The sequence below is a fragment of the Cupriavidus sp. 2TAF22 genome, from assembly GCF_052115045.1.
Taxonomy (GTDB): Bacteria; Pseudomonadota; Gammaproteobacteria; order Burkholderiales; family Burkholderiaceae; genus Cupriavidus.
Genome location: NZ_JBFRFX010000006.1, coordinates 92,176 through 111,433 on the forward strand (window position 1 = coordinate 92,176; position 19,258 = coordinate 111,433).

Consider the following 19,258-nt stretch of genomic DNA (forward strand, 5'->3'; position numbering starts at 1 on the left):
GTATCGGTGCCTGCCGCCTGCCGCACTCCGCTTGCTAACCACCCGCGAGCCACTCGTTAGCCACCCGCAAGCCACCTCTTGGGGCAAGGCGCCGGCGCCAGCCTGCCCGCGCGGCTATCGCCCGCCTGCGTCCTCGCCCTGCGACGCCCAGCCCGGCTTCATGCGCAGGCCGAAGCTGCTGCGCGGCTGGGCCTCGCGTTCGGGGCGCAGCGAATACTGGTCGTGATTGCCCTGGGAAGACGGCTGCGCCGCCTGCTGGACGGCCTGCGAAGTGGGCGTGCTGCTGCCCGCGCGGGGCGCAGGCTTGCCCGCCGCGCGGGCCTCGCTGGCAGGCTGCTCGGACGTGCCCGCCAGCGCCGCCTGGGTGGCCACGCCGGCGCACAGCGCCAGGAGAAAGAAGGGGATAAGGGGTTTCTGGATCACTGTCACTCGGCGGCGCGGCAAGGGGTTGCCCGGCGCTTGCCGCCAGTTGCTCAAGCCCCCATTGTCTCAGCTAGCGGGGCCGCCGGGTAGATCGCCCCCGGCGGCCCGCGCGGACTGCCCTATTACGACGCCGCCACGCGCCGTCCGGGGGCGCCTTCATGGCCATCCGCATCACCCGATGCGACCCTGGCCGATACCGCGCTCCCCGCCTTGCCGCGCGCCAGCACCGGCGCCAGCGCCGCGCCGGTATGGCTGGCCTTGACCTTCACCAGCCCTTCAGGATCGGTCGCGGCAACGATGGCGCCGCCGGCAACGCCACCCTCGGGCCCAAGATCGATAATCCAGTCCGCCTCGGCAATCACATCGAGATCATGCTCGATCACCACCACGCTGTGGCCGCCATCGGCCAGCCGGTGCAGCACGCGGATCAGCTTGGCCACGTCGGCCATGTGCAGGCCCACGGTGGGCTCGTCCAGCACGTACAGCGTGTGCGGCGCCTGCTGCCCGCGGCGGGTGATGTCGTCACGCACCTTGGACAGCTCGGTCACCAGCTTGATGCGCTGCGCCTCGCCGCCGGACAGCGTTGGCGACGGCTGGCCCAGCGTGAGATAGCCCAGCCCCACGTCCTTCATCAACTGCAGCGGGTGCGCGATATTGGACATGGCGGAGAAGAACTCCACCGCCTCGTCGATCTCCATGGTCAGCACGTCGCCGATGTTCTTGCCGCGCCAGGTGACCGCCAGCGTCTCCGGGTTGAAGCGCTGGCCGTGGCACACGTCGCACGGGACCTTCACGTCGGGCAGGAAGCTCATGCCGATGGTGCGCACGCCCTGCCCTTCGCACGCCGGGCAGCGCCCGTCGCCGGTGTTGAACGAGAAGCGCGAGGCGGAGTAGCCACGCGCCTTGGCTTCCAGCGTCTGCGCGAACAGCTTGCGGATGGTGTCCCACACGCCGATATAGGTGGCCGGGCACGAGCGCGGCGTCTTGCCGATCGGGGTCTGGTCCACTTCCAGCACGCGGTCGATGCTCTCGAAGCCGGTGATGCCCTCGCAGCCCTGCCAGTCGTGCGTGACATCGAGCTTGCGGCGTGGCGTGGCGGCCGCGGCCGCCCTGGTCCTGGCTGCGTTGGCCGCATCGGCGCCGGCGGCCTTGCGCGCGCGGCGCGTGGCCGGCGAGGACATCACCGAGCGGCCCACCGCGTCGAGCAGGTTGGTCATCAGCACATCGCGCGCCAGCGTGGACTTGCCCGAGCCGGACACGCCGGTGATGGCCACCAGCCGCGCGAGCGGGATGCCGACGGTGACGTCGCGCAGGTTGTGCAGCGAGGCGCCGTGCACGGTCAGCCATTGCGCCGGCACCGCTTCGCGGCCCTTGCCTTCGGGCCGCACTGCGCGGCGCGGCTGCAGCGGGTGCTGGATCGGCCGGGCCAGGAACTGGCCGGTGAGCGAATCGGCGCTGGCCGACAACGCCGCCACCCCGCCCTGCGCCACCAGCGTGCCGCCGCGCTTGCCGGCGCCGGGGCCGATGTCGATGATGTGGTCGGCGCGGCGGATGGTGTCTTCGTCGTGCTCCACCACCACCAGCGTATTGCCCTTCTCGCCGAGCTTGCGCAGCGCGTCGAGCAGGATCTGGTTGTCGCGCGGATGCAGGCCGATGGTTGGCTCGTCGAGCACGTAGCACACACCCTGCAGGTTGCTGCCGAGCTGCGCGGCCAGGCGGATGCGCTGCGCCTCGCCGCCGGACAGGCTGGGCGCGGCGYGGTCCAGGCTGAGGTAGCCCAGGCCCACTTCTTCGAGGAACTGCAGGCGGCTGCGGATCTCGCTCACCACGTCGCGCGCGATCTCGGCGTCGCGCCCGGCCAGGCGCAGCGTCTGCACCCAGCGGTGGGTGTCCGACACCGTCCACTGCGCCACGTCAGTGATGGCGTGCGCGTCGAAGGTGACCGCGCGCGCCACCGGGTTCAGGCGCGTGCCGCCGCAGTCCGGGCACGGCAGGTCGGCCACGTCGTCGGGCTCCTGCTGCTCGGAGGGCAAGGTCTGCTCGCGGCCGCGGTTGTCGTCGGCCATGACGGTGTCGTCGAAGGCCGCGCGCTGCTCCCGCGTGAGCGTGAGGCCGGTGCCCACGCAACTGGTGCACCAGCCGTGCTTGCTGTTGTAGGAGAACAGGCGCGGGTCCAGTTCCGGATAGCTGGTGCTGCACACCGGGCAGGCGCGCTTGGTGGAGAACACCGTGGTGGCGCCGATGCCGCGCGTGCCGCCGTTGCCCATGGCATGTTCCAGCCCGTCGAGCGGAGCCAGCAGGTGCATCACGCCCTTGCCCGCTTCGAGCGCCTGGCCGAGCAGCGCGCGCAGCGCGGCTTCATTCTCCGCCGACACTTTGATGTCGCCGACCGGCAGCTCGATGGTGTGCTCGCGGAAACGGTCCAGGCGCGGCCACGGATCGACCGGCAGGAATTCGCCGTCCACGCGCAGGTGCGTGTTGCCGCGCGCCTTGGCCCACTTGGCGAGGTCGGTGTAGACGCCCTTGCGGTTGACCACCAGCGGCGCCAGCAGCCCCACGTGCTGGCCCTTGTAGTCGCGCAGCAATTGCGCGGCGATGGACTCGGGGCTTTGCGAAGTGACCGGCGTGCCGTCGTGGATGCAATGCTGGATGCCCAGCTTCACGTACATCAGGCGCAGGAAGTGCCAGACCTCGGAGGTGGTCGCCACCGTGCTCTTGCGCCCGCCGCGCGACAGGCGCTGCTCGATCGCCACCGTGGGTGGAATGCCGTACACCGCATCCACCTCGGGGCGCCCGGCCGGCTGCACGATGGAGCGCGCGTAGGCGTTGAGCGATTCGAGATAGCGGCGCTGCCCTTCATGGAACAGGATGTCGAAGGCCAGCGTGGACTTGCCCGAGCCGGACACGCCCGTGACCACGTTGAACTTGCCGTGCGGGATATCGACGTTGAGCGCCTTGAGGTTGTGTTCGTGCGCATTGACGATGCGCACCACGTCCTCGCCCTCCACGGCGCGGCGCTCGCGCGCGGCGCGCAGCGCGGCCTGCAGCGGCACGCCTTCGTCTTCCAGGGCGAAGGCGTGGCCGATGGCGCGATCGTAGTGCAGCAGCGCCTGGCCGGTATGGGAGCTGGCGCACTTGCGCACGTCCTGCGGCGTGCCCACGCACAGCACCTCGCCGCCGGCGTCGCCGCCCTCGGGGCCGAGGTCGATGATCCAGTCGGCCGCGCGCACCACGTCGAGGTTGTGCTCGATCACGATCAGCGAGTGGCCGCCGTCGAGCAGCTTGCCGAACGCGCGCATCAGCTTGGCGATGTCGTCGAAATGCAGGCCGGTGGTGGGCTCGTCGAACATGAACAGCCGGCCTTCGTGCGCCAGCGGCTTGTTGCGCGACGACATGGCGCTCTGCGCGGTCTCGGCCAGGTAGCCGGCCAGCTTGAGGCGCTGCGCCTCGCCGCCGGACAGCGTGGGCACGGGCTGGCCCAGCTTCACGTACTCCAGGCCCACATCGACGATGGGCTGCAGCACGCGCAGCACCGCCGCGTCGCCGGCGAACAGCGCCACCGCCTCGCTCACGGTCAGCTCCAGCACGTCGGCCACGCTCAGCAGGCGCGCGGGCTCGCCCGGCAATGCGCGCTCGATCTTCACTTCGAGGATCTCGGCGCGGTAGCGGCGCCCATCGCAGTCGGGACAGCGCAGGTAGACGTCGGAGAGGAACTGCATCTCCACGTGCTCGAAGCCGGAGCCGCCGCAGGTGGGGCAGCGCCCGTCGCCCGAGTTGAAGCTGAACATGCCGGCGGTATAGCTGCGCTGCAGCGCCATCGGCGCCTTGGCGAACAGCTTGCGGATCTCGTCGAAGGCGCCGACGTAGCTGGCCGGGTTGGAGCGCGCGGTCTTGCCGATCGGCGACTGGTCGACGAAGACCACGTCGCTGACCTGCTCGGCGCCCGCCAGGTGGCGGAACGCGCCCGGCGCGTCGGTGGACTTGCCGAAATGGCGCGCCATGGCGGGATGCAGCACGTCCTGCAGCAGCGTGGACTTGCCCGAGCCGGACACGCCGGTCACGCACACCAGGCGCTGCAGCGGGATCTCCACGGTGACGTCGCGCAGGTTGTGCTCGGTGGCGCCTTCCAGCACGATGCGCGGCGTGGTGCTGTCCACCGGGCGCGGCGCCCAGGCGGAAAGATCGGTCACCTGGCGGCGCCCCGCGAGATACTCGCCGGTGAGCGTGCCGGAGGCGCGGATATCGCCCGGCGTGCCGTCATAGATGATATTGCCGCCGCGCTCGCCGGGGCCGGGGCCCATGTCGATCAGGCGGTCGGCGGCCAGCATCACGGAAGGGTCGTGCTCCACCACCACCAGCGTGTTGCCGGCGTCGCGCAGGCGCTGCATGGCCTCGACGATGCGGTTGAGGTCGCGCGGGTGCAGGCCGATGCTGGGCTCGTCGAGCACGAACAGCGTCTTCACCAGCGAAGTGCCCAGCGCCGTGGTCAGGTTGATGCGCTGCACCTCGCCGCCGGACAGCGTGCGGCTCTGGCGGTCCAGCGTAAGGTAGCCCAGGCCCACGTCGCACAGGTATTTCAGGCGCGTGCGCACTTCGGCCAGCAGCAGCTTGAGCGCGTCGTCGAGCATCAGGCTCGGCAGCGTGAGCTCATCGAAGAATTTGCGGATGCGCTCGATCGGCATCAGCATCAGGTCGTGCACGGTCAGGCCCGGCAGCGCCTCGAGCTGGCCGCGCTCCCAGTCCACGCCACGCGGCAGGAAGCGCCGCGCGGGGGCGCACACCGCATCGGCGCCGGCCTTGCTGCCCAGGCGCCACAACAGCGCCTCGGTCTTCAGGCGCGCGCCGCCGCAGGTCTCGCACGGGGTGTAGCTGCGGTACTTCGACAGCAGCACGCGGATATGCATCTTGTAGGCCTTCGACTCGAGGTAGTCGAAGAAGCGCTTGACGCCGTACCAGTGCGTGTTCCACTTGCCGTTCCAGTCGGGCGAACCGTCGATGACCCAGGCGCGCTCGGCCGCGGTGAGGCTGGACCACGCTACGTCGCGCGGGATGCCGGCCTTGGCCGCGTAGCGCATCAGGTCGTCCTGGCATTCCTTCCAGGCCGGCGTCTGCATCGGCTTGATGGCGCCGTCGCGCAGGCTCTTGCGCTCGTCCGGGATCACCAGGCCGAGGTCGACGCCGATCACGCGGCCGAAGCCGCGGCAGGTCTCGCAGGCGCCGTAGGCGGAGTTGAACGAGAACAGCGCCGGTTGCGGGTCGGCGTAGCGGATATCGCTTTCCGGGCTGTGCAGGCCGGTGGAGAAGCGCCACACCTGCGGCTCGGCGGCGGCGGTGTCGTCGCCGCCGGCGTTCAGCACATAGACGTTGACGCGGCCAGCGCCACGCTTGAGCGAGGCCTCGATGGCCTCGAGCGCGCGCACCTTTTCCGTGTTGCCCAGGCGGAAGCGGTCGGCCACCACATCGAGCACCTTGCGCGGGCCGGTGGGCGACTCGACCACGCGCTGCGCCTGCACGCGCGTGTAGCCGCTCACCGACAGCCACTGCTCGATCTCGGCCTCGGTGGTGGTCTCCGGCAGCTCCACCGGGAAGGTCACCACCAGGCGCGGGTCGTCCTGCGCGGCGCGCGCCTGCAGCTCGGCGTAGATGGTCTCGGGCGAGTCGTGGCGCACCGGCTGCGCGGTCTTGCGGTCGAACAGCTCGGCCGCGCGCGCGTAGAGCAGCTTCAAGTGATCGTTCAGCTCGGTCATGGTGCCGACCGTGGAGCGCGAGCTGCGCACCGGGTTGGTCTGGTCGATGGCGATGGCCGGCGGCACGCCGTCCACGCGGTCCACCTGCGGCCGGTCCATGCGGTCGAGGAACTGGCGCGCGTAGGCGCTGAAGGTCTCGACGTAGCGGCGCTGCCCTTCGGCATAGAGCGTGTCGAACACCAGGCTCGACTTGCCCGACCCGGACGGTCCCGTCACCACGGTCATTTCACCGGTGTGCAGGTCGAGGTCGAGATTCTTGAGATTGTGCTGACGGGCTCCGCGGATGCGGATGACACCGGATGACATGGATTGCGTCCTTATGACTTGCGGTTTGCGGGCGGCTTGCGGGGGCTTGAGACGGAAAGCCGGCCGCGCAGGCGAGTGGCGCCGGCGCCACGCTGCACGCGGTATGGATACGGTCAGGCCGCTATCCTATCCCGAAGGGCGGCAGCGTGCCGCGCCCCAGCGTGTGGCGCTGACATCTCCTGACAGTACGCTGTCAGGAGGAAATGGGGACGAATACGCGAAAAGGAAGCGTGGCGGCGCCGCCCGCAGCCCGCGGAAGCCGCAAAAGCCGCAACACAGCCGGAATCCAGGCGGAACTCAGCTTTCTTCCCTGGGCATCTGCGAGACGACGAACTCATGCTCGGCGGTGTTCAGCGTCGAGACCCGCCATTCCACCGCTTGCCGGTGGAAGGAAAACGCCACGCGGTGGATCCGCATCAGCGGCGCGCCCGGCTCCACCCCCAGCAGGGCCTGCTCCCGCTCGGTCGCCAGCACCGAGCGCAGGCGCTCTTCGGTCTGGATCACGTTGACCCCGAAGGCTTCCTGGTAGAAGTTGTACAGCGTATTGGGCCGGCCGCGCAGCATCGCCTCGCCCAGGCCGGGAAACAAGCGCTCCGGCAGCACGATGTCGTCGATCATCACGGGACGTTCGTCCAGCGACAGCACGTTGGTGAAGTGCAACGCGCGCTCGCCGGCCTCGAGCCCGAGCAACGCGCATACGCTCTTGTCGGCCCTGGCCTTGCGGAACGACTCCAGCTCCACCGTCGGGTAGCCGCGATGGCCGTCCTCGTGGATCACCTTGAAGAAGCGGAAGAAATGATCGTCGCGCCGGTGCGTGGCGACGAAGGTGCCGCGGCCCTGATGCCGGATCAGCAGGTTCTCCGCCACCAGTTCGTCGATGGCCTTGCGCAGCGTGCCGATGGACACGCCGAAGCGTTCGACCAGTTTCTTCTCCGACGGTATCGCTTCGCCGGGCTTCCATTCGCCGTCCGCCAGCGCCTGCAGCGCTTGCCGTTTCACGTCCTTGTACAGCACGCCGCCGGGGGGAGGGATATCTCGCAGGTTGCTCATGGCTTGGTGATATTTCTGGATACATCGAATGTACCAGAGATTCACTCATACAACTCATACATATGACATAGTTGACATGAAGGAATTCCCCTCCTATTCTTTGCTTCATCGGTCGCCGCCCAAAACATGCTGCGCCGTAACAAAACCCACAGGAGGAGCAATGATTCACGTTGTGCTGCACGATGCAAAAGACACCGTCGCCGTCGCGGTGGTCGAGGGGATCCAGGCCGGGACCGAGCTGAACGCCTGGATCATGGACGAGGACAAGATCATCTCGGTGGTGGCCAAGCAGGCCATCCCGATCGGGCACAAGGTGGCGCTGCGCGACATGGGCGTGGGCGAGACGGTCTACAAGTACGGCATCGACATCGGCAAGGTGGTCGCCGCCATCAAGGCCGGCGACCATGCCCATGTCCACAACATCAAGACCAAGCGCTGGTAAGCCGCGCCCGCCTTCCCCGCTCGTCCCCCGTACAACATACCGAGAGAACATCCAATGTCCGTCATCGACAACCAGACCACCTTCCGGGGCTATCGCCGCGACAACGGCCGCGTCGGCGTGCGCAACCACGTCATCATCCTGCCGCTGGACGACCTCTCCAACGCCGCGGCCGAAGCCGTCGCCGTCGCCATCAAGGGCACCATGGCGATCCCGCACCCGTACGGCCGCCTGCAGTTCGGGCCCGACCTCGACCTGCACTTCCGCACCCTGATCGGCGCGGGCAGCAATCCCAACGTGGCCGCCGTCGTGGTGATCGGTATCGAAGACGGATGGACCAAGAAGGTGGTGGACGGTATCGCCAGGACCGGCAAGCCGGTGGTGGGCTTCGGCATCGAAGGCCACGGCGACCACGACACCATCATGCGCGCCTCGCGGGCCGCCAAGGAGTTCGTGCAGTACGCCACCGCGCTGGAACGCGTGGAATGCCCGATCAGCGACCTGTGGGTGTCGACCAAGTGCGGCGAGTCCGATACCACCTCCGGCTGCGGCGCCAACCCGACCGTCGGCAACGCCTTCGACAAGCTGCACCCGCTCGGCACCACGCTGGTGTTCGGCGAGACCTCCGAACTCACCGGCGGCGAGCACATCGTGGCCGCGCGCTGCGCCAATGCCAAGGTCCGCGAAGAGTTCATGATGATGTTCAACCGCTACCAGGGCATGATCGACCGCTGGAAGACCACCGACCTGTCCGAGTCGCAGCCGACCAAGGGCAATATCGCTGGCGGCCTGACCACCATCGAGGAAAAGGCGCTGGGCAACATCCAGAAGATCGGCAAGAAGTGCACCGTCGACGGCGTGCTGGACAAGGCCGAGGAACCGACCGGCCCCGGGCTCTGGTTCATGGACTCCTCCTCCGCCGCCGCCGAAATGGTCACGCTGTGCGCCGCCGCGGGCTATGTCGTGCACTTCTTCCCGACCGGCCAGGGCAATGTCATCGGCAACCCGATCGTGCCGGTCATCAAGCTGTGCGCCAATCCGCGCACCGTGCGCCTGATGAGCGAGCACATGGACGTGGACTGCTCCGGCCTGCTGCAGCGCGAGCAGACGCTGGACGAGACCGGCGACAAGCTGCTCGAATGCATGATGGCCACCATCAACGGGCGCTGGACCGCCGCCGAGGCGCTGGGCCACCGCGAGTTCGTGCTCACGCGCATCCACGAGTCCGCCTGATGAAACAGGTCTGCATCAGCGAGTTCATGGACGCCGATGCGGTGGCGGTGCTGGACCGTTGCGTCCGGCTGCGCTACCAGCCGGACTGGGTCGACCAGCGCGATGCCCTGCTCGGCGCGCTGGGACAGGCCGATGCGCTGATCGTGCGCAACCGCACCCGGGTCGACACCGAGCTGCTCGACGCCGCCCCGGCGTTGCGCGTGGTCGGCCGGCTCGGGGTGGGGCTCGACAATATCGACGTCAGGTCCTGCGAGGCGCGCGGCATCCGCGTGATCCCCGCCACCGGCGCCAACGCGCGCTCGGTGGCCGAGTACGTGGTCACGACCGCGCTGCTGCTGATGCGCGGGGCCTACCTGAGCCACGCCGGCATGGTGGCAGGCAAGTGGCCGCGCGCGCGCCTGTCCGAAGGCCATGAAGCCCTCGGCAGGACGCTCGGGCTGGTCGGCTTCGGCGATATCGGCCGGCTGACGGCGCGGCTCGCCACGGCGCTGGGCATGCGGGTGGTGGCGCACGACCCGATGTTGCCCGGCGACCATCCGGCGTGGCGCGAGACCGGCGCGACCCCGCTGGCACTGGAGGCATTGCTGGCCACCGCCGACGCGGTGAGCCTGCACGTGCCGCTGGTGCCGGCCACGCGCCACCTGATCGACGCGAAGCGCCTGCGCGCCATGAAACGCGGCGCGGTCCTCATCAACACCGCGCGCGGCGGGGTGGTCGACGAGGCCGCGCTGGCGGCGGCGCTGCACGAGGGCTGGCTGGCGGGCGCGGCGCTCGACGTCTTCGAGACGGAACCGCTGGGCGCCGCCAGCGTGCTGGCCGACGCGCCGAACCTGGTGCTGACGCCGCATATCGCCGGCGTCAGCCACGAGGCCAACGTGCGCGTATCGATGATGATCGCGGACGCGGTCAGGAACGCACTGGGAGTCACCGTATGACGATGTATCGTGCAGAAGAACTGGTACGCCGCGCCACGCAGGCCCTGCGCCATGCCGGCGCCGGCGCGGCGCAGGCCGAACCGACCGCGCGCGCGCTGGTGCAGGCTGACCTCGCCGGCCTGCCCTCGCACGGCGTGTCGCGCGTGCCCATGTACGTGGCGCACCTGCGCCACCGGCGCGTCAACGGCGACGCGCAGCCCGTCATCGCGCGGCAGACGCCGGGCTCCACGCTGGTCGATGCGCAGGCGGGCTTTGCCTTTCCCGCCTGCGCGCTGGCCGTGTCGGCCGCCGTGGCGAGCGCGCGCGAATGCGGCATCGGCGCCGGCGTGGTGACCAACAGCCATCACTTCGGCGCGGCGGCGCTGCATCTCGATCCCGTGGCGCAGGCCGGCATGATCGGCATCGCCATGGGCAATTCGCCCGCGGCCATGCCCGCCTGGGGCGGCAGCAAACCCCTGTTCGGCACCAATCCGATCGCCGCGGTGTTCCCGCGCAAGGATGCCGAGCCGCTGGTCATCGACCTGTCGCTGTCCGAGGTGGCGCGCGGCAAGATCATGGTCGCGGCCAAGCAGGGCAAGCCCATTCCCCTGGGCTGGGCGCTCGATGCCGAAGGCAGGCCCACCACCGACGCCCAGGCCGCCTTGCGCGGCTCGATGCTGCCGGCGGGCGGCGTCAAGGGCGCCATGCTGGCCCTGATGGTGGAACTGCTGATCGTGTCGCTGGCCGGCGCCCGCTTTGGCGCGGAAGCCGACTCGTTCTTCGAGGACGCGGGCAACCAGCCGCGTATCGGCCAGTTGTTCCTGGCCTTCAACCCGGCCGGCTTCGCCGGCGACGCCACTTACCACGCCCGGCTCGAAACCCTGATCGCGGCTATGCTGTCGGACCGCGGCACGCGCGTGCCCGGCGCGCGGCGCACCGACGCGCAGGCGCGCGCGCGCGAGCACGGCATCGACATTCCGGAAGCCCTCGACAAGGAGCTGCAAACCCTCTCGCAAGCCTGACCGCACAACATGCACGGCGCCCGCCAGAAGGCGCCGGTCCCACCCCAGGAGACAACATGAATTGCACCTTCGTCCGACGCATTGCCGGCTCGTCGCTGGTACTGCTTGCGCTGCTGGCGGTACCGGCCGGCGCGAGCAACGCGCCCGCACCCTTCCCGGCCAAGCCGGTCCGCTATGTCGTGCCGTTTGCAGCAGGCGGCCTGACCGACATCTCGGCGCGGCAGGTCGGCCAGTACCTGGCCGAGGAATGGAAGCAGCCGGTGGTGGTGGAGAACAAGCCTGGCGGCAACGCGAATATCGGCGCGGCGGAAGTCGCCCGCGCCGGCGCGGACGGCTATACCTGGCTGGCGGTGACGCTGGCGCATTCGTCCAATGTGTCGCTGTTCCCGCGCCTGCCCTTCAATATGCAGAAGGACCTGGTGCCGGTCGCGCGCATCGCCTCGTCGCCGATGATGGTGGTGGTGCCGGCCAGCTCGCCGGTCAAGTCCCTCAAGGACCTCGCCGAAGCGGCGCGCAAGGGCCGCCTGAGCGCCGGCTCGAGCGGCAATGGGACGCCTCCGCACCTGGCGCTGGCGCTGTTCGAGCGGCTCAGCAAGACCAGCATCGTCCATGTGCCCTACAAGGGCGGCACCCCCTCCCTCACCGACCTGATCGGCGGGCAGATCGACGTGGTGTTCTCCAATTTCCCGGAATCGCTGCAGAACGTGAAGGGCGGCAAGCTGCGCGCCCTGGCCGTGACGACGCGCGAGCGCCATCCCTTGATGCCGGACGTGCCGACCGTGGCCGAGGCCGGCTTCCCGGATCTCATCGTCGAGAACTGGACCGGCCTGATGATGCCGGCGGGCACGCCGCAGGCAGTGATCGACAAGGTCGGCAACTCGGTGACGAAGATGCTGGAGGACAAGGGCGTGCGCGATCGCATCATCGCCAGCGGCTTCACGCCGGCGCCGCTGGCGAGCGCGGCCTTCGCGACCTACTTCAACAGTGAAGTCGCGCGCTGGGCCAGGCTGATCAAGGAACAGGACATCCACGCCGACTGACCCCGGCGCGTCCTCGCGGCGGGTATCACGAGGCTGTGCGCCGCGCGTGCACGGTCTGTGCCGGCTTGCCGCCGCGAATGGCCCCACTGTGCCGGAAGTATCCCTTGATGACGTCGGTGAATGCCGTGCGCGCATGTGTCGTGCGCTCCAGCAACCCTACGTGGCGCCACACGTCGATACCCTCGAGCGGCACCAGGCGCAGCAGGCTGTCGCCCTCCCACGTGACATTGGCAAGGCGCGGCACGATCGATACGCCAAAGCCCTGGCGAACCAGTTCGATGATCGCTTCGTTCGAGTTCAACTGCATGCTCTCATTCACCGTGACGCCACACCGGTCCAGTACCTCCTGCACCAGGTTGCCTGTCCACGTGCCCGGCTCGAAGCGGATGAAGGGCGCTTCGCGTAGGATCTCCATGCCCTCCCCGGGCAGGAAGAAATGCGGGTGGCGCGGCACGATCAGCACCATCGGCTCCGTGTACAGCTCGGTCCATACCAGGTTCGCGGCCAGGGCGCGCGGCGAGCGCGTAACCACCGCGGCGTCCAGTTCGCCCTGCTCGACCTTGAGGGCAAAAGCGGCCGAGAGGCCGGCGAACAGGCGCACGTCGAGCCGCGGGTGTTCCTGCTTGATGGTCCACAGTGCGTCGGCGAACGCGCCCATCAGCACCGACACCAGCGCGCCCACCAGCACCGTCCCCGACAGGCCGTCTTCCCGCCCGGCCGCAAGCGCCTCGTACCGCTGCACCAGCGCCTCGAGCTCCGGGACCATGCTGCGCCCGGCGGGATTGAGAATCGCGGCGCGCGCGCTGCGGTCAAACAACTGGCAGTTCAGGTCCTCCTCGAGCGCGCGGATCTGCAGCCCGACGGCCGCGGGCGTGAGTCCGACCTGCTTGCCCGCGGCTGCCAGCGTGCCGTACCGGGCCACTGCCAGGAAGGTCTTGATGGTACGGATGGAAGGCATCGGCGCGGCTCCAGGCAAGCGGCAAGCGGGATGCGCCTGCGCAAGAAGCGGCACGCGCGAACGCAAAGGTTTTCTTTATCTGGACAAGAGAATTACTAGCTTTTTGTTCGCAACGCAATCCGAAACAATACGAAAAGAAGAGCGAGCAGACCGGTCCCCGGCGCCCAAGGCCGCGGCGCACTGAACACCACCCCCGAGACGATCCCCATGACAACACTCAACGTTCGTGTATGGCGCGGCAATGAGGACGGCGAGTTCGTCGTCTACACGGTGCCGCGCAACGCCAGCCAGACCATCCTCGATGTGGTGACCTACATCCAGCGTCATCTCGAACCGGACCTGGGCTACCGCTTCGCATGCCGCGTCGGCATGTGCGGCTCCTGCGCCATGACCGTCAACGGCAAGGCTTGCTGGACCTGCCGCACGCACGTCGCGAAAGTCGCGAAAGGCAATGCGCTGGAGATCGCCCCGCTGTCGAACCTGCCGGTGATCAAGGACCTGGCGACGGACATGAGCACGTTCTTCGACAAGTGGGCTGCCGCGAAGGGACAGTTCAAGGGTGCGGCGACGCGGCACGACCCGTTCGCAAGCGTCGCGCCGGCCTCGCCCGAGCGCAAGGCCGCCGATGCCGGCATCGAGTGCATCGGCTGCGGGGTCTGCTACGCCTCCTGCGATGTGGTCGGCTGGCGCCCCGACTATCTCGGGCCGGCCGCGCTGAACCGCGCATGGACGCTGGTCAACGACGTGCGCGACGTGCGGGGCGCCGAGCGCCTGCGCGCGGTTGCCGGCGACGCCGGTTGCCACAGCTGCCACACGCAAGGCTCGTGCACCGAGCGATGCCCCAAGCAGCTTGCGCCGACCGCCGCCATCGCCGGCCTCAAGCACAAGGTCGCCAAGGCCGCCATGAAGGGGGAGCTATGAACGAGACCCTGTCGGTCGCCACCCAGGCCAGGCTCTGGTACTGGCAGCGCCTCAGCGCCATGGTGCTGGCACTGTGCGTGGTGGGGCATATCGCCGTGATCATGGTCGCCGTGCGTGGCGGCTTGTCCGGCGCCGAGGTGCTGGCGCGCACGCGCGGCAACTGGCTGTTCGGCGCCTTCTACGCCTGTTTCGTGCTGGCCTGTACCGTGCACGTGCCGGTCGGCCTGATGCGCATCGCCGAGGAATGGCTGGCCTGGCGCTCGCGCAGCGTGGTCGCCGCCGCGTGGCTGTTCGGCGCGTTGCTGGCCTGCGCCGGCCTGCGCGCGGTCTACGCGGTGGTGATGCCATGAAGAAGAACGACATGCGCGCGCGCAACCACGCCGCCTACTGGGCCTTCCTGATCCACCGGCTGTCGGGCCTCGGGCTCGCGCTTTTCCTGCCGCTGCACTTCTGGGCGCTCGGGCAAGCCATCCATGGCGAGGCGGCCCTCGACGGCTTCCTCAGGCTCGCCGACAACCCCTTGTTCAAGGCCGGCGAGTGGGGCCTGGTGATCCTGCTGTCGCTCCACCTGATGGGCGGCATCCGCCTGTTGCTGATCGAGTTCCGGCCATGGACCGGCCTGCGCAAGGACTGGATCGCGCTCAGTCTCGGCGCCGGGCTGTGCACTGGCCTGGCGTTCATGCTTTCGCTGTTTTCGTAGGCCGACCACGATGAGCGCCGCCGCATGAAGCGGCGCCATTTCCACCTGCACAAAAGGAGACCGCAATGACGTTGTCCGCATCATCCACAAGCCGCAGGATCTGGGCTTCGCTTAGCCTGTGCGCCGCCACGGCGCTCTGCGTCGGGAGCGCCCGCGCCGATACGTGGCCCAGCAAGCCGGTCACGATGATCGTTCCCTTCGCGGCGGGCGGCAGCACCGACGTGCTCGGACGCGTGGTCGGCCAGAAGCTGGGCGAAATGTGGAAGCAGAGCGTGGTGATCGAAAACCGGCTGGGCGCGGGCGGCGCGGTCGGCGCGCAGGTGACGGCAAAAGCCCCGGCCGACGGCTACACGATGATGCTGGCCTCCGGCAGCATGTTCACCGTCAACCAGTACATCTACCAGCGACTGCCCTATAGCGCGAGGGACTTCGCCTTCATCACCAGCGTGGCGAGCGGGCCCATGCTGGTGGTCGTGAACCCGGGCCTGCCCGCCAGGAACCTGAAGGAGCTGGTCGCGCTGGCGAAGTCGCAGCCGGGCAAGCTCAACTTCGGCTCCGCCGGCACCGGCAGCCAGGTCCACATGGCGGGCGAGGCGTTCGCCGATGCCGCCGGCGTCAATATCACGCACGTTCCCTACAAGGGCGAATCGCTGGCCTACAACGACCTGATGGCCGGGCAGCTCCAGCTGATGGTGGGCAATATCGCGGCCGCGTCGCAGTTCGTGAAGGGCGGCAAGCTGCGCGCGCTCGCGGTCACCGGCACCGAACGCTCGCCGATGCTGCCCGACGTGCCTACCGCGACCGAAGCCGGCCTCACGGGCCTGGAAAACGTCACGGGCTGGTTCGGCTTCGTCATGCCGGCCGGCACCCCGCCCGACATCCTCAGCAAGGTCCAGCAAGACACCGTCAAGGTGCTGGCCGATCCCGACACCCAGGCGCGCCTGCTTGCGCAGGGCATGAAGCCGGTCGGCAACACGCCGCAGCAACTGGGCACGGCCATCGCCGCGGAATCGCTGCGGTGGGAGAAGGTCGTCAGGAACCGCAACCTCACTGCCAACTGAGCGCCAACTGAGCGCCAACCTAGCGCCAGCCGGGCGCGAGACAAAACGCAGGACCGGCGCGCCGGCGAGCGCCGGCAACCATCGCAGCCAAGCATCGGGGACCAGCATGCAAATCAATCTTTCCGCCCTGGAGGACACGGCCAGGGAACTGTATATCCGCGCGCTGAAGATCCTGCCGCCCGACGTCAAGGCGGGCATCGGGCGCCTGCAGGCGCAGGAAACCTCGGCCACGGCGCGCAGCGTCCTGGCCACCATGAGCAAGAACATCGCCATTGCGGAGCAGACCGACAACCTGCTGTGCCAGGACACCGGCGTGCCGATCTACAACATGGTGATCGGCACCGGCGTCGCGGTCGACGGGCATGCATTCAAGCAGGCCATCCGCCGCGGCTGCGAGCGCGCCACGCGCGAACATCCGCTGCGCTCGTCGGTGGTGCACCCGCTGACGCGCCAGAACAACCATACCTCCTGCGGCATCGAGGTGCCGGTGATCCATATCGACTTCGACGACACGCCCGGCCGGCTGACGTTGGAGATGGTGCCCAAGGGCAGCGGCTCGGAGAACAACTCCTTCCTCAAGATGGCGATTCCCGCCGAGGGCATCGATGCGATCAAGACCTTCGTGATCGACAGCGTGATCGCCGCAGGCGGCAAGACCTGCCCGCCGACGATCGTCGGCGTCGGCCTGGGCGGCACTTCGGACCTGTGCGTGGCGCTCGCCAAGCGCGCCGCCACGCGCGCGCTCGGCACGCGCTGCGCCGACCCCGCGGGCGCGGCGCTGGAAGCCGAGCTGTCGCTGGCAGTCAACCGGCTCGGCGTGGGCCCGCAGGGCCTGGGCGGCGATGCGACCGCCTATGCGGTGCATATCGAGCTGGCCTCCACGCACATCACCATGAACCCCATCGCCGTCAACATGCAGTGCCACTCCGCGCGCCGCGCGAGTGCCACCTTCAGCGCTGACGGCGTCAGCTACGGATTCTGACCATGGCGCACTACGAACTCTCCATGCCCGTGACCGAGGAACAGGTCCGCCGGCTGCGCGTCAACGACACCGTGACCTTGCAGCAGACCCTGTTCGGCATCCGCGACGCCACCCAGATCCACATGTTCGACCGGCAGCGCACCACGCGCTTCGACCTCGCCGGCCACGCCGTGATCCACACCGCGCCCAATGTCCGCAAGGTGCCCGCCAGCGCCGAGCACCCCGCCGGCTACCAGCCGGTGTGCATCGGCACCACCACCTCGGACCGCATGGAGCGCTTCACCCAGCCGCTGATGCGCCGGTGCGGGGTGCGCATGATCGTGGGCAAGGGCGGCATGCGCGAGGATTCGCTCGCGGCGTTCGGCGAACTGGGCGGTGCGTACCTGGCCATCATCGGCGGCACCGCCGCGCTCGAGACCACATGGGTCGAGCAGATCGAGGACGTCGATCTCGACGACCTCAACCCGGAATCGCTGTGGAAGTTCAGGATCCGTGATTTCGGGCCCCTGCTGGTGGCCATGGACAGCCACGGCCAGAGCCTCTATACCGCCGTCAGGCAGAACACCGCCGACCAGCGCGCCGCCGTGCTGGCCAGCCTTGGAGTGGCAAAGCCATGAAAATCACACGACTGCAGACCGATGTGCTGATCCTCGGTTCCGGCGGGGCGGGCCTGTTCGCCGCCCTGCACGCGCACCAGAACGCGCCGGAACTCTCGATCACCGTGGCGGTGAAGGGGCTGCTCGGCAAGTGCGGCTGCACCCGCATGGTCCAGGGCGGCTACAACGTGGCGCTGGCGCAGGGCGATTCGGTCGAGCGCCACTTCATGGACACCGTGGAAGGCAGTAAATGGCTGTCCGACCAGGAGCTGGCCTGGACGCTGGTCACCAAGGCGGTGGAGCGCATCCACGAACTCGAGAACGAACTGGGCTGCTTCTTCGACCGCAACCCCGACGGCACGGTCCACCAGAAGGCCTTCGCCGGGCAGACCTTCGACCGCACCGTGCACAAGGGCGACCTGACCGGCATCGAGATCATCAACCGGCTGGCCGAGCAGGTCTGGAGCCGCGGCATCGGCCGGCTGGAGGAGCACCGCGCGGTCGAGCTGATCAAGACCCCCGATGGCCAGGCATTGGCCGGCGTGCTGATGATCGACATGCGCAGCGGCGAGTTCGTCTTCGTGCAGGCCAAGGCGGTGCTGCTGGCCACCGGCGGCGGCCCGACCATGTACAAATTCCACACGCCATCGGGCGACAAGAGCTGCGACGGCCTGGCGATGGCGCTGCGCGCCGGGCTGCCCCTGCGCGACATGGAGATGGTGCAGTTCCACCCCACCGGGCTGCTGGCCGGCACGGACACGCGCATGACCGGCACGGTGCTCGAAGAGGGCTTGCGCGGCGCCGGCGGCTACCTGCTGAACGGGAGCAAGGAACGCTTCATGCACAACTACGATGCGCGCGGCGAGCGTGCCACGCGCGACATCGTCTCGCGCGGGATCTACGCCGAGATGCGTGCCGGCCGGACTTCGCCCAACGGCGGCGTCTATATCCAGATGGGGCATCTCGGCCCGGACAAGGTGCGCAAGCAGTTCAAGGGCATGGTGGAGCGTTGCGGCGACTGCGGCTTCGATCTCGCGGGCGACCTCGTCGAGGTGGTGCCGACCGCCCACTACATGATGGGCGGCCTGCAGTTCCGTCCCGACTGCAGCACCGAACTGCACGGCCTGTTCGCCGCCGGCGAGGATACCGGCGGCGTGCATGGCGCGAACCGGCTCGGCGGCAACGGGGTCGCCAACTCGACCGTGTTCGGCGGCATCGCCGGCGACAGCATGGCAGCCTGGACCCGCCGCAACGGGGCGCTGCGCGCGCCCGATGAAGCCGCCATCGCGGCCGCTGTCGCGGCCATGGAGGCGCCCTTCGGCCAGCGGCCGGGCAGTCTCGAACCGGTCCGCGAGGCGCTCTTCGACTGCATGTGGGACGAAGTAGGCATCATGCGCACGCGCGATGGCCTGCTGCGGGCCCGTCATCGCCTCGCGGAGCTGGAGCGCACGCTGCTGGCCACCGGCGTGGCCGACGGCCAGCGCGGGTTCAACGTCACCTGGCATGACTGGATGAACCTCAGGAGCCTGATCGGCGTTAGCCAGGCCATCGTGGAAGCCGCGCTCTCACGCGAAGACTCGCGCGGGGCGCATTTCCGCGAAGACTTCCCGGCCACCGGCGACCTGCCAGGCTCCAGCTTCACCGTGGTGCGCCAGCGCGGCGGCACGCTGCAACTGACCCGCTCACCCGTGCAGTTCACCCGCGTCGCTCCGGGGCAGACGATTCTGGAGGAGGAGGCGGCCTGAGGAAAGTCCGGAGGTGGAGGAGAGCTGAAGAAGAGATGACGGCGCTGGTCGGCAACCTCAAGGGTGGCAAACTGCGGGCTGTGGTGACCACTTCGCCGCAGCGCCTGCCGGCCCTGCCCGA

The 19,258-nt window shown here is 68.9% G+C and carries 16 protein-coding genes; 12 read left to right on the forward strand and 4 right to left on the reverse strand.

The annotated features are described in order from the left end of the window. Positions 1-114: 114 nt before the first annotated feature. The 3 genes from AB4Z48_RS09430 to AB4Z48_RS09440 form a co-directional block, all read right to left on the reverse strand. A complete protein-coding gene (locus AB4Z48_RS09430; RefSeq protein WP_441613656.1) occupies positions 115-423 on the reverse strand; it encodes a hypothetical protein in 309 nt (102 codons plus the stop codon). A gap of 122 nt (positions 424-545) precedes the next feature. Then, complete coding sequence (uvrA, locus tag AB4Z48_RS09435) at positions 546-6,476, reverse strand: excinuclease ABC subunit UvrA (protein ID WP_441613657.1); 5,931 nt, start codon at positions 6,474-6,476, stop codon at positions 546-548. 297 nt (positions 6,477-6,773) lie between these two features. Then, positions 6,774-7,526 (reverse strand): GntR family transcriptional regulator, encoded by a 753-nt coding sequence (locus tag AB4Z48_RS09440; protein ID WP_441613658.1) that lies wholly within the window; start codon positions 7,524-7,526, stop codon positions 6,774-6,776. A gap of 160 nt (positions 7,527-7,686) precedes the next feature. On the opposite strand from AB4Z48_RS09440, the gene AB4Z48_RS09445 reads away from it, so the two are divergent. Genes AB4Z48_RS09445 through AB4Z48_RS09465 form a run of 5 tightly spaced genes read left to right on the forward strand, consistent with a single transcriptional unit; the run spans position 7,687 to position 12,174 of the window. Next, positions 7,687-7,968 (forward strand): UxaA family hydrolase, encoded by a 282-nt coding sequence (locus tag AB4Z48_RS09445; RefSeq protein ID WP_441613659.1) that lies wholly within the window; start codon positions 7,687-7,689, stop codon positions 7,966-7,968. Positions 7,969-8,022: 54 nt separating this feature from the next. Then, complete coding sequence (locus AB4Z48_RS09450; protein ID WP_441613660.1) at positions 8,023-9,198, forward strand: UxaA family hydrolase; 1,176 nt, start codon at positions 8,023-8,025, stop codon at positions 9,196-9,198. Further along, complete coding sequence (locus tag AB4Z48_RS09455; protein ID WP_441613661.1) at positions 9,198-10,133, forward strand: hydroxyacid dehydrogenase; 936 nt, start codon at positions 9,198-9,200, stop codon at positions 10,131-10,133. The genes AB4Z48_RS09450 and AB4Z48_RS09455 overlap by 1 nt, the downstream gene beginning before the upstream one ends. Beyond that, the gene (locus tag AB4Z48_RS09460; protein WP_441613662.1) at positions 10,130-11,134 is read left to right on the forward strand and encodes an Ldh family oxidoreductase; all 1,005 of its coding nucleotides are present in this window, start codon (positions 10,130-10,132) and stop codon (positions 11,132-11,134) included. The genes AB4Z48_RS09455 and AB4Z48_RS09460 overlap by 4 nt, the downstream gene beginning before the upstream one ends. Before the next feature lie 56 nt (positions 11,135-11,190). Next, positions 11,191-12,174: a Bug family tripartite tricarboxylate transporter substrate binding protein gene (locus tag AB4Z48_RS09465; protein WP_441613663.1), complete on the forward strand. Its 984-nt coding sequence runs from the start codon at positions 11,191-11,193 to the stop codon at positions 12,172-12,174. Between the two features lie 25 nt (positions 12,175-12,199). Here the strand turns inward: AB4Z48_RS09465 and AB4Z48_RS09470 are convergent, their stop codons facing one another. Next, positions 12,200-13,132 carry a LysR family transcriptional regulator gene (locus AB4Z48_RS09470; RefSeq protein ID WP_441613664.1) on the reverse strand — a complete coding sequence of 311 codons (933 nt, stop codon included), beginning with the start codon at positions 13,130-13,132 and terminating at the stop codon, positions 12,200-12,202. A gap of 207 nt (positions 13,133-13,339) precedes the next feature. Between AB4Z48_RS09470 and AB4Z48_RS09475 the strand changes: the two genes are divergently transcribed. From AB4Z48_RS09475 to AB4Z48_RS09505, 7 genes are all read left to right on the forward strand, one after another. Further along, positions 13,340-14,053, forward strand: a complete 714-nt coding sequence (locus AB4Z48_RS09475; RefSeq protein ID WP_441613665.1) for a succinate dehydrogenase/fumarate reductase iron-sulfur subunit — start codon at positions 13,340-13,342, stop codon at positions 14,051-14,053. Then, a complete protein-coding gene (locus tag AB4Z48_RS09480) occupies positions 14,050-14,403 on the forward strand; it encodes a succinate dehydrogenase (protein ID WP_441613666.1) in 354 nt (117 codons plus the stop codon). The genes AB4Z48_RS09475 and AB4Z48_RS09480 overlap by 4 nt, the downstream gene beginning before the upstream one ends. Beyond that, positions 14,400-14,753 carry a succinate dehydrogenase, cytochrome b556 subunit gene (gene sdhC, locus AB4Z48_RS09485; RefSeq protein ID WP_441613667.1) on the forward strand — a complete coding sequence of 118 codons (354 nt, stop codon included), beginning with the start codon at positions 14,400-14,402 and terminating at the stop codon, positions 14,751-14,753. The genes AB4Z48_RS09480 and sdhC overlap by 4 nt, the downstream gene beginning before the upstream one ends. 65 nt (positions 14,754-14,818) lie before the next feature. Beyond that, positions 14,819-15,814: a Bug family tripartite tricarboxylate transporter substrate binding protein gene (locus AB4Z48_RS09490; protein ID WP_441613668.1), complete on the forward strand. Its 996-nt coding sequence runs from the start codon at positions 14,819-14,821 to the stop codon at positions 15,812-15,814. Positions 15,815-15,920: 106 nt separating this feature from the next. Further along, positions 15,921-16,796: a fumarate hydratase gene (locus AB4Z48_RS09495; RefSeq protein ID WP_441613669.1), complete on the forward strand. Its 876-nt coding sequence runs from the start codon at positions 15,921-15,923 to the stop codon at positions 16,794-16,796. A 2-nt stretch (positions 16,797-16,798) separates the two neighbouring features. Further along, positions 16,799-17,413: a fumarate hydratase C-terminal domain-containing protein gene (locus tag AB4Z48_RS09500; protein WP_441613670.1), complete on the forward strand. Its 615-nt coding sequence runs from the start codon at positions 16,799-16,801 to the stop codon at positions 17,411-17,413. Then, complete coding sequence (locus AB4Z48_RS09505) at positions 17,410-19,137, forward strand: L-aspartate oxidase (RefSeq protein WP_441613671.1); 1,728 nt, start codon at positions 17,410-17,412, stop codon at positions 19,135-19,137. The genes AB4Z48_RS09500 and AB4Z48_RS09505 overlap by 4 nt, the downstream gene beginning before the upstream one ends. Positions 19,138-19,258 lie beyond the last annotated feature (121 nt).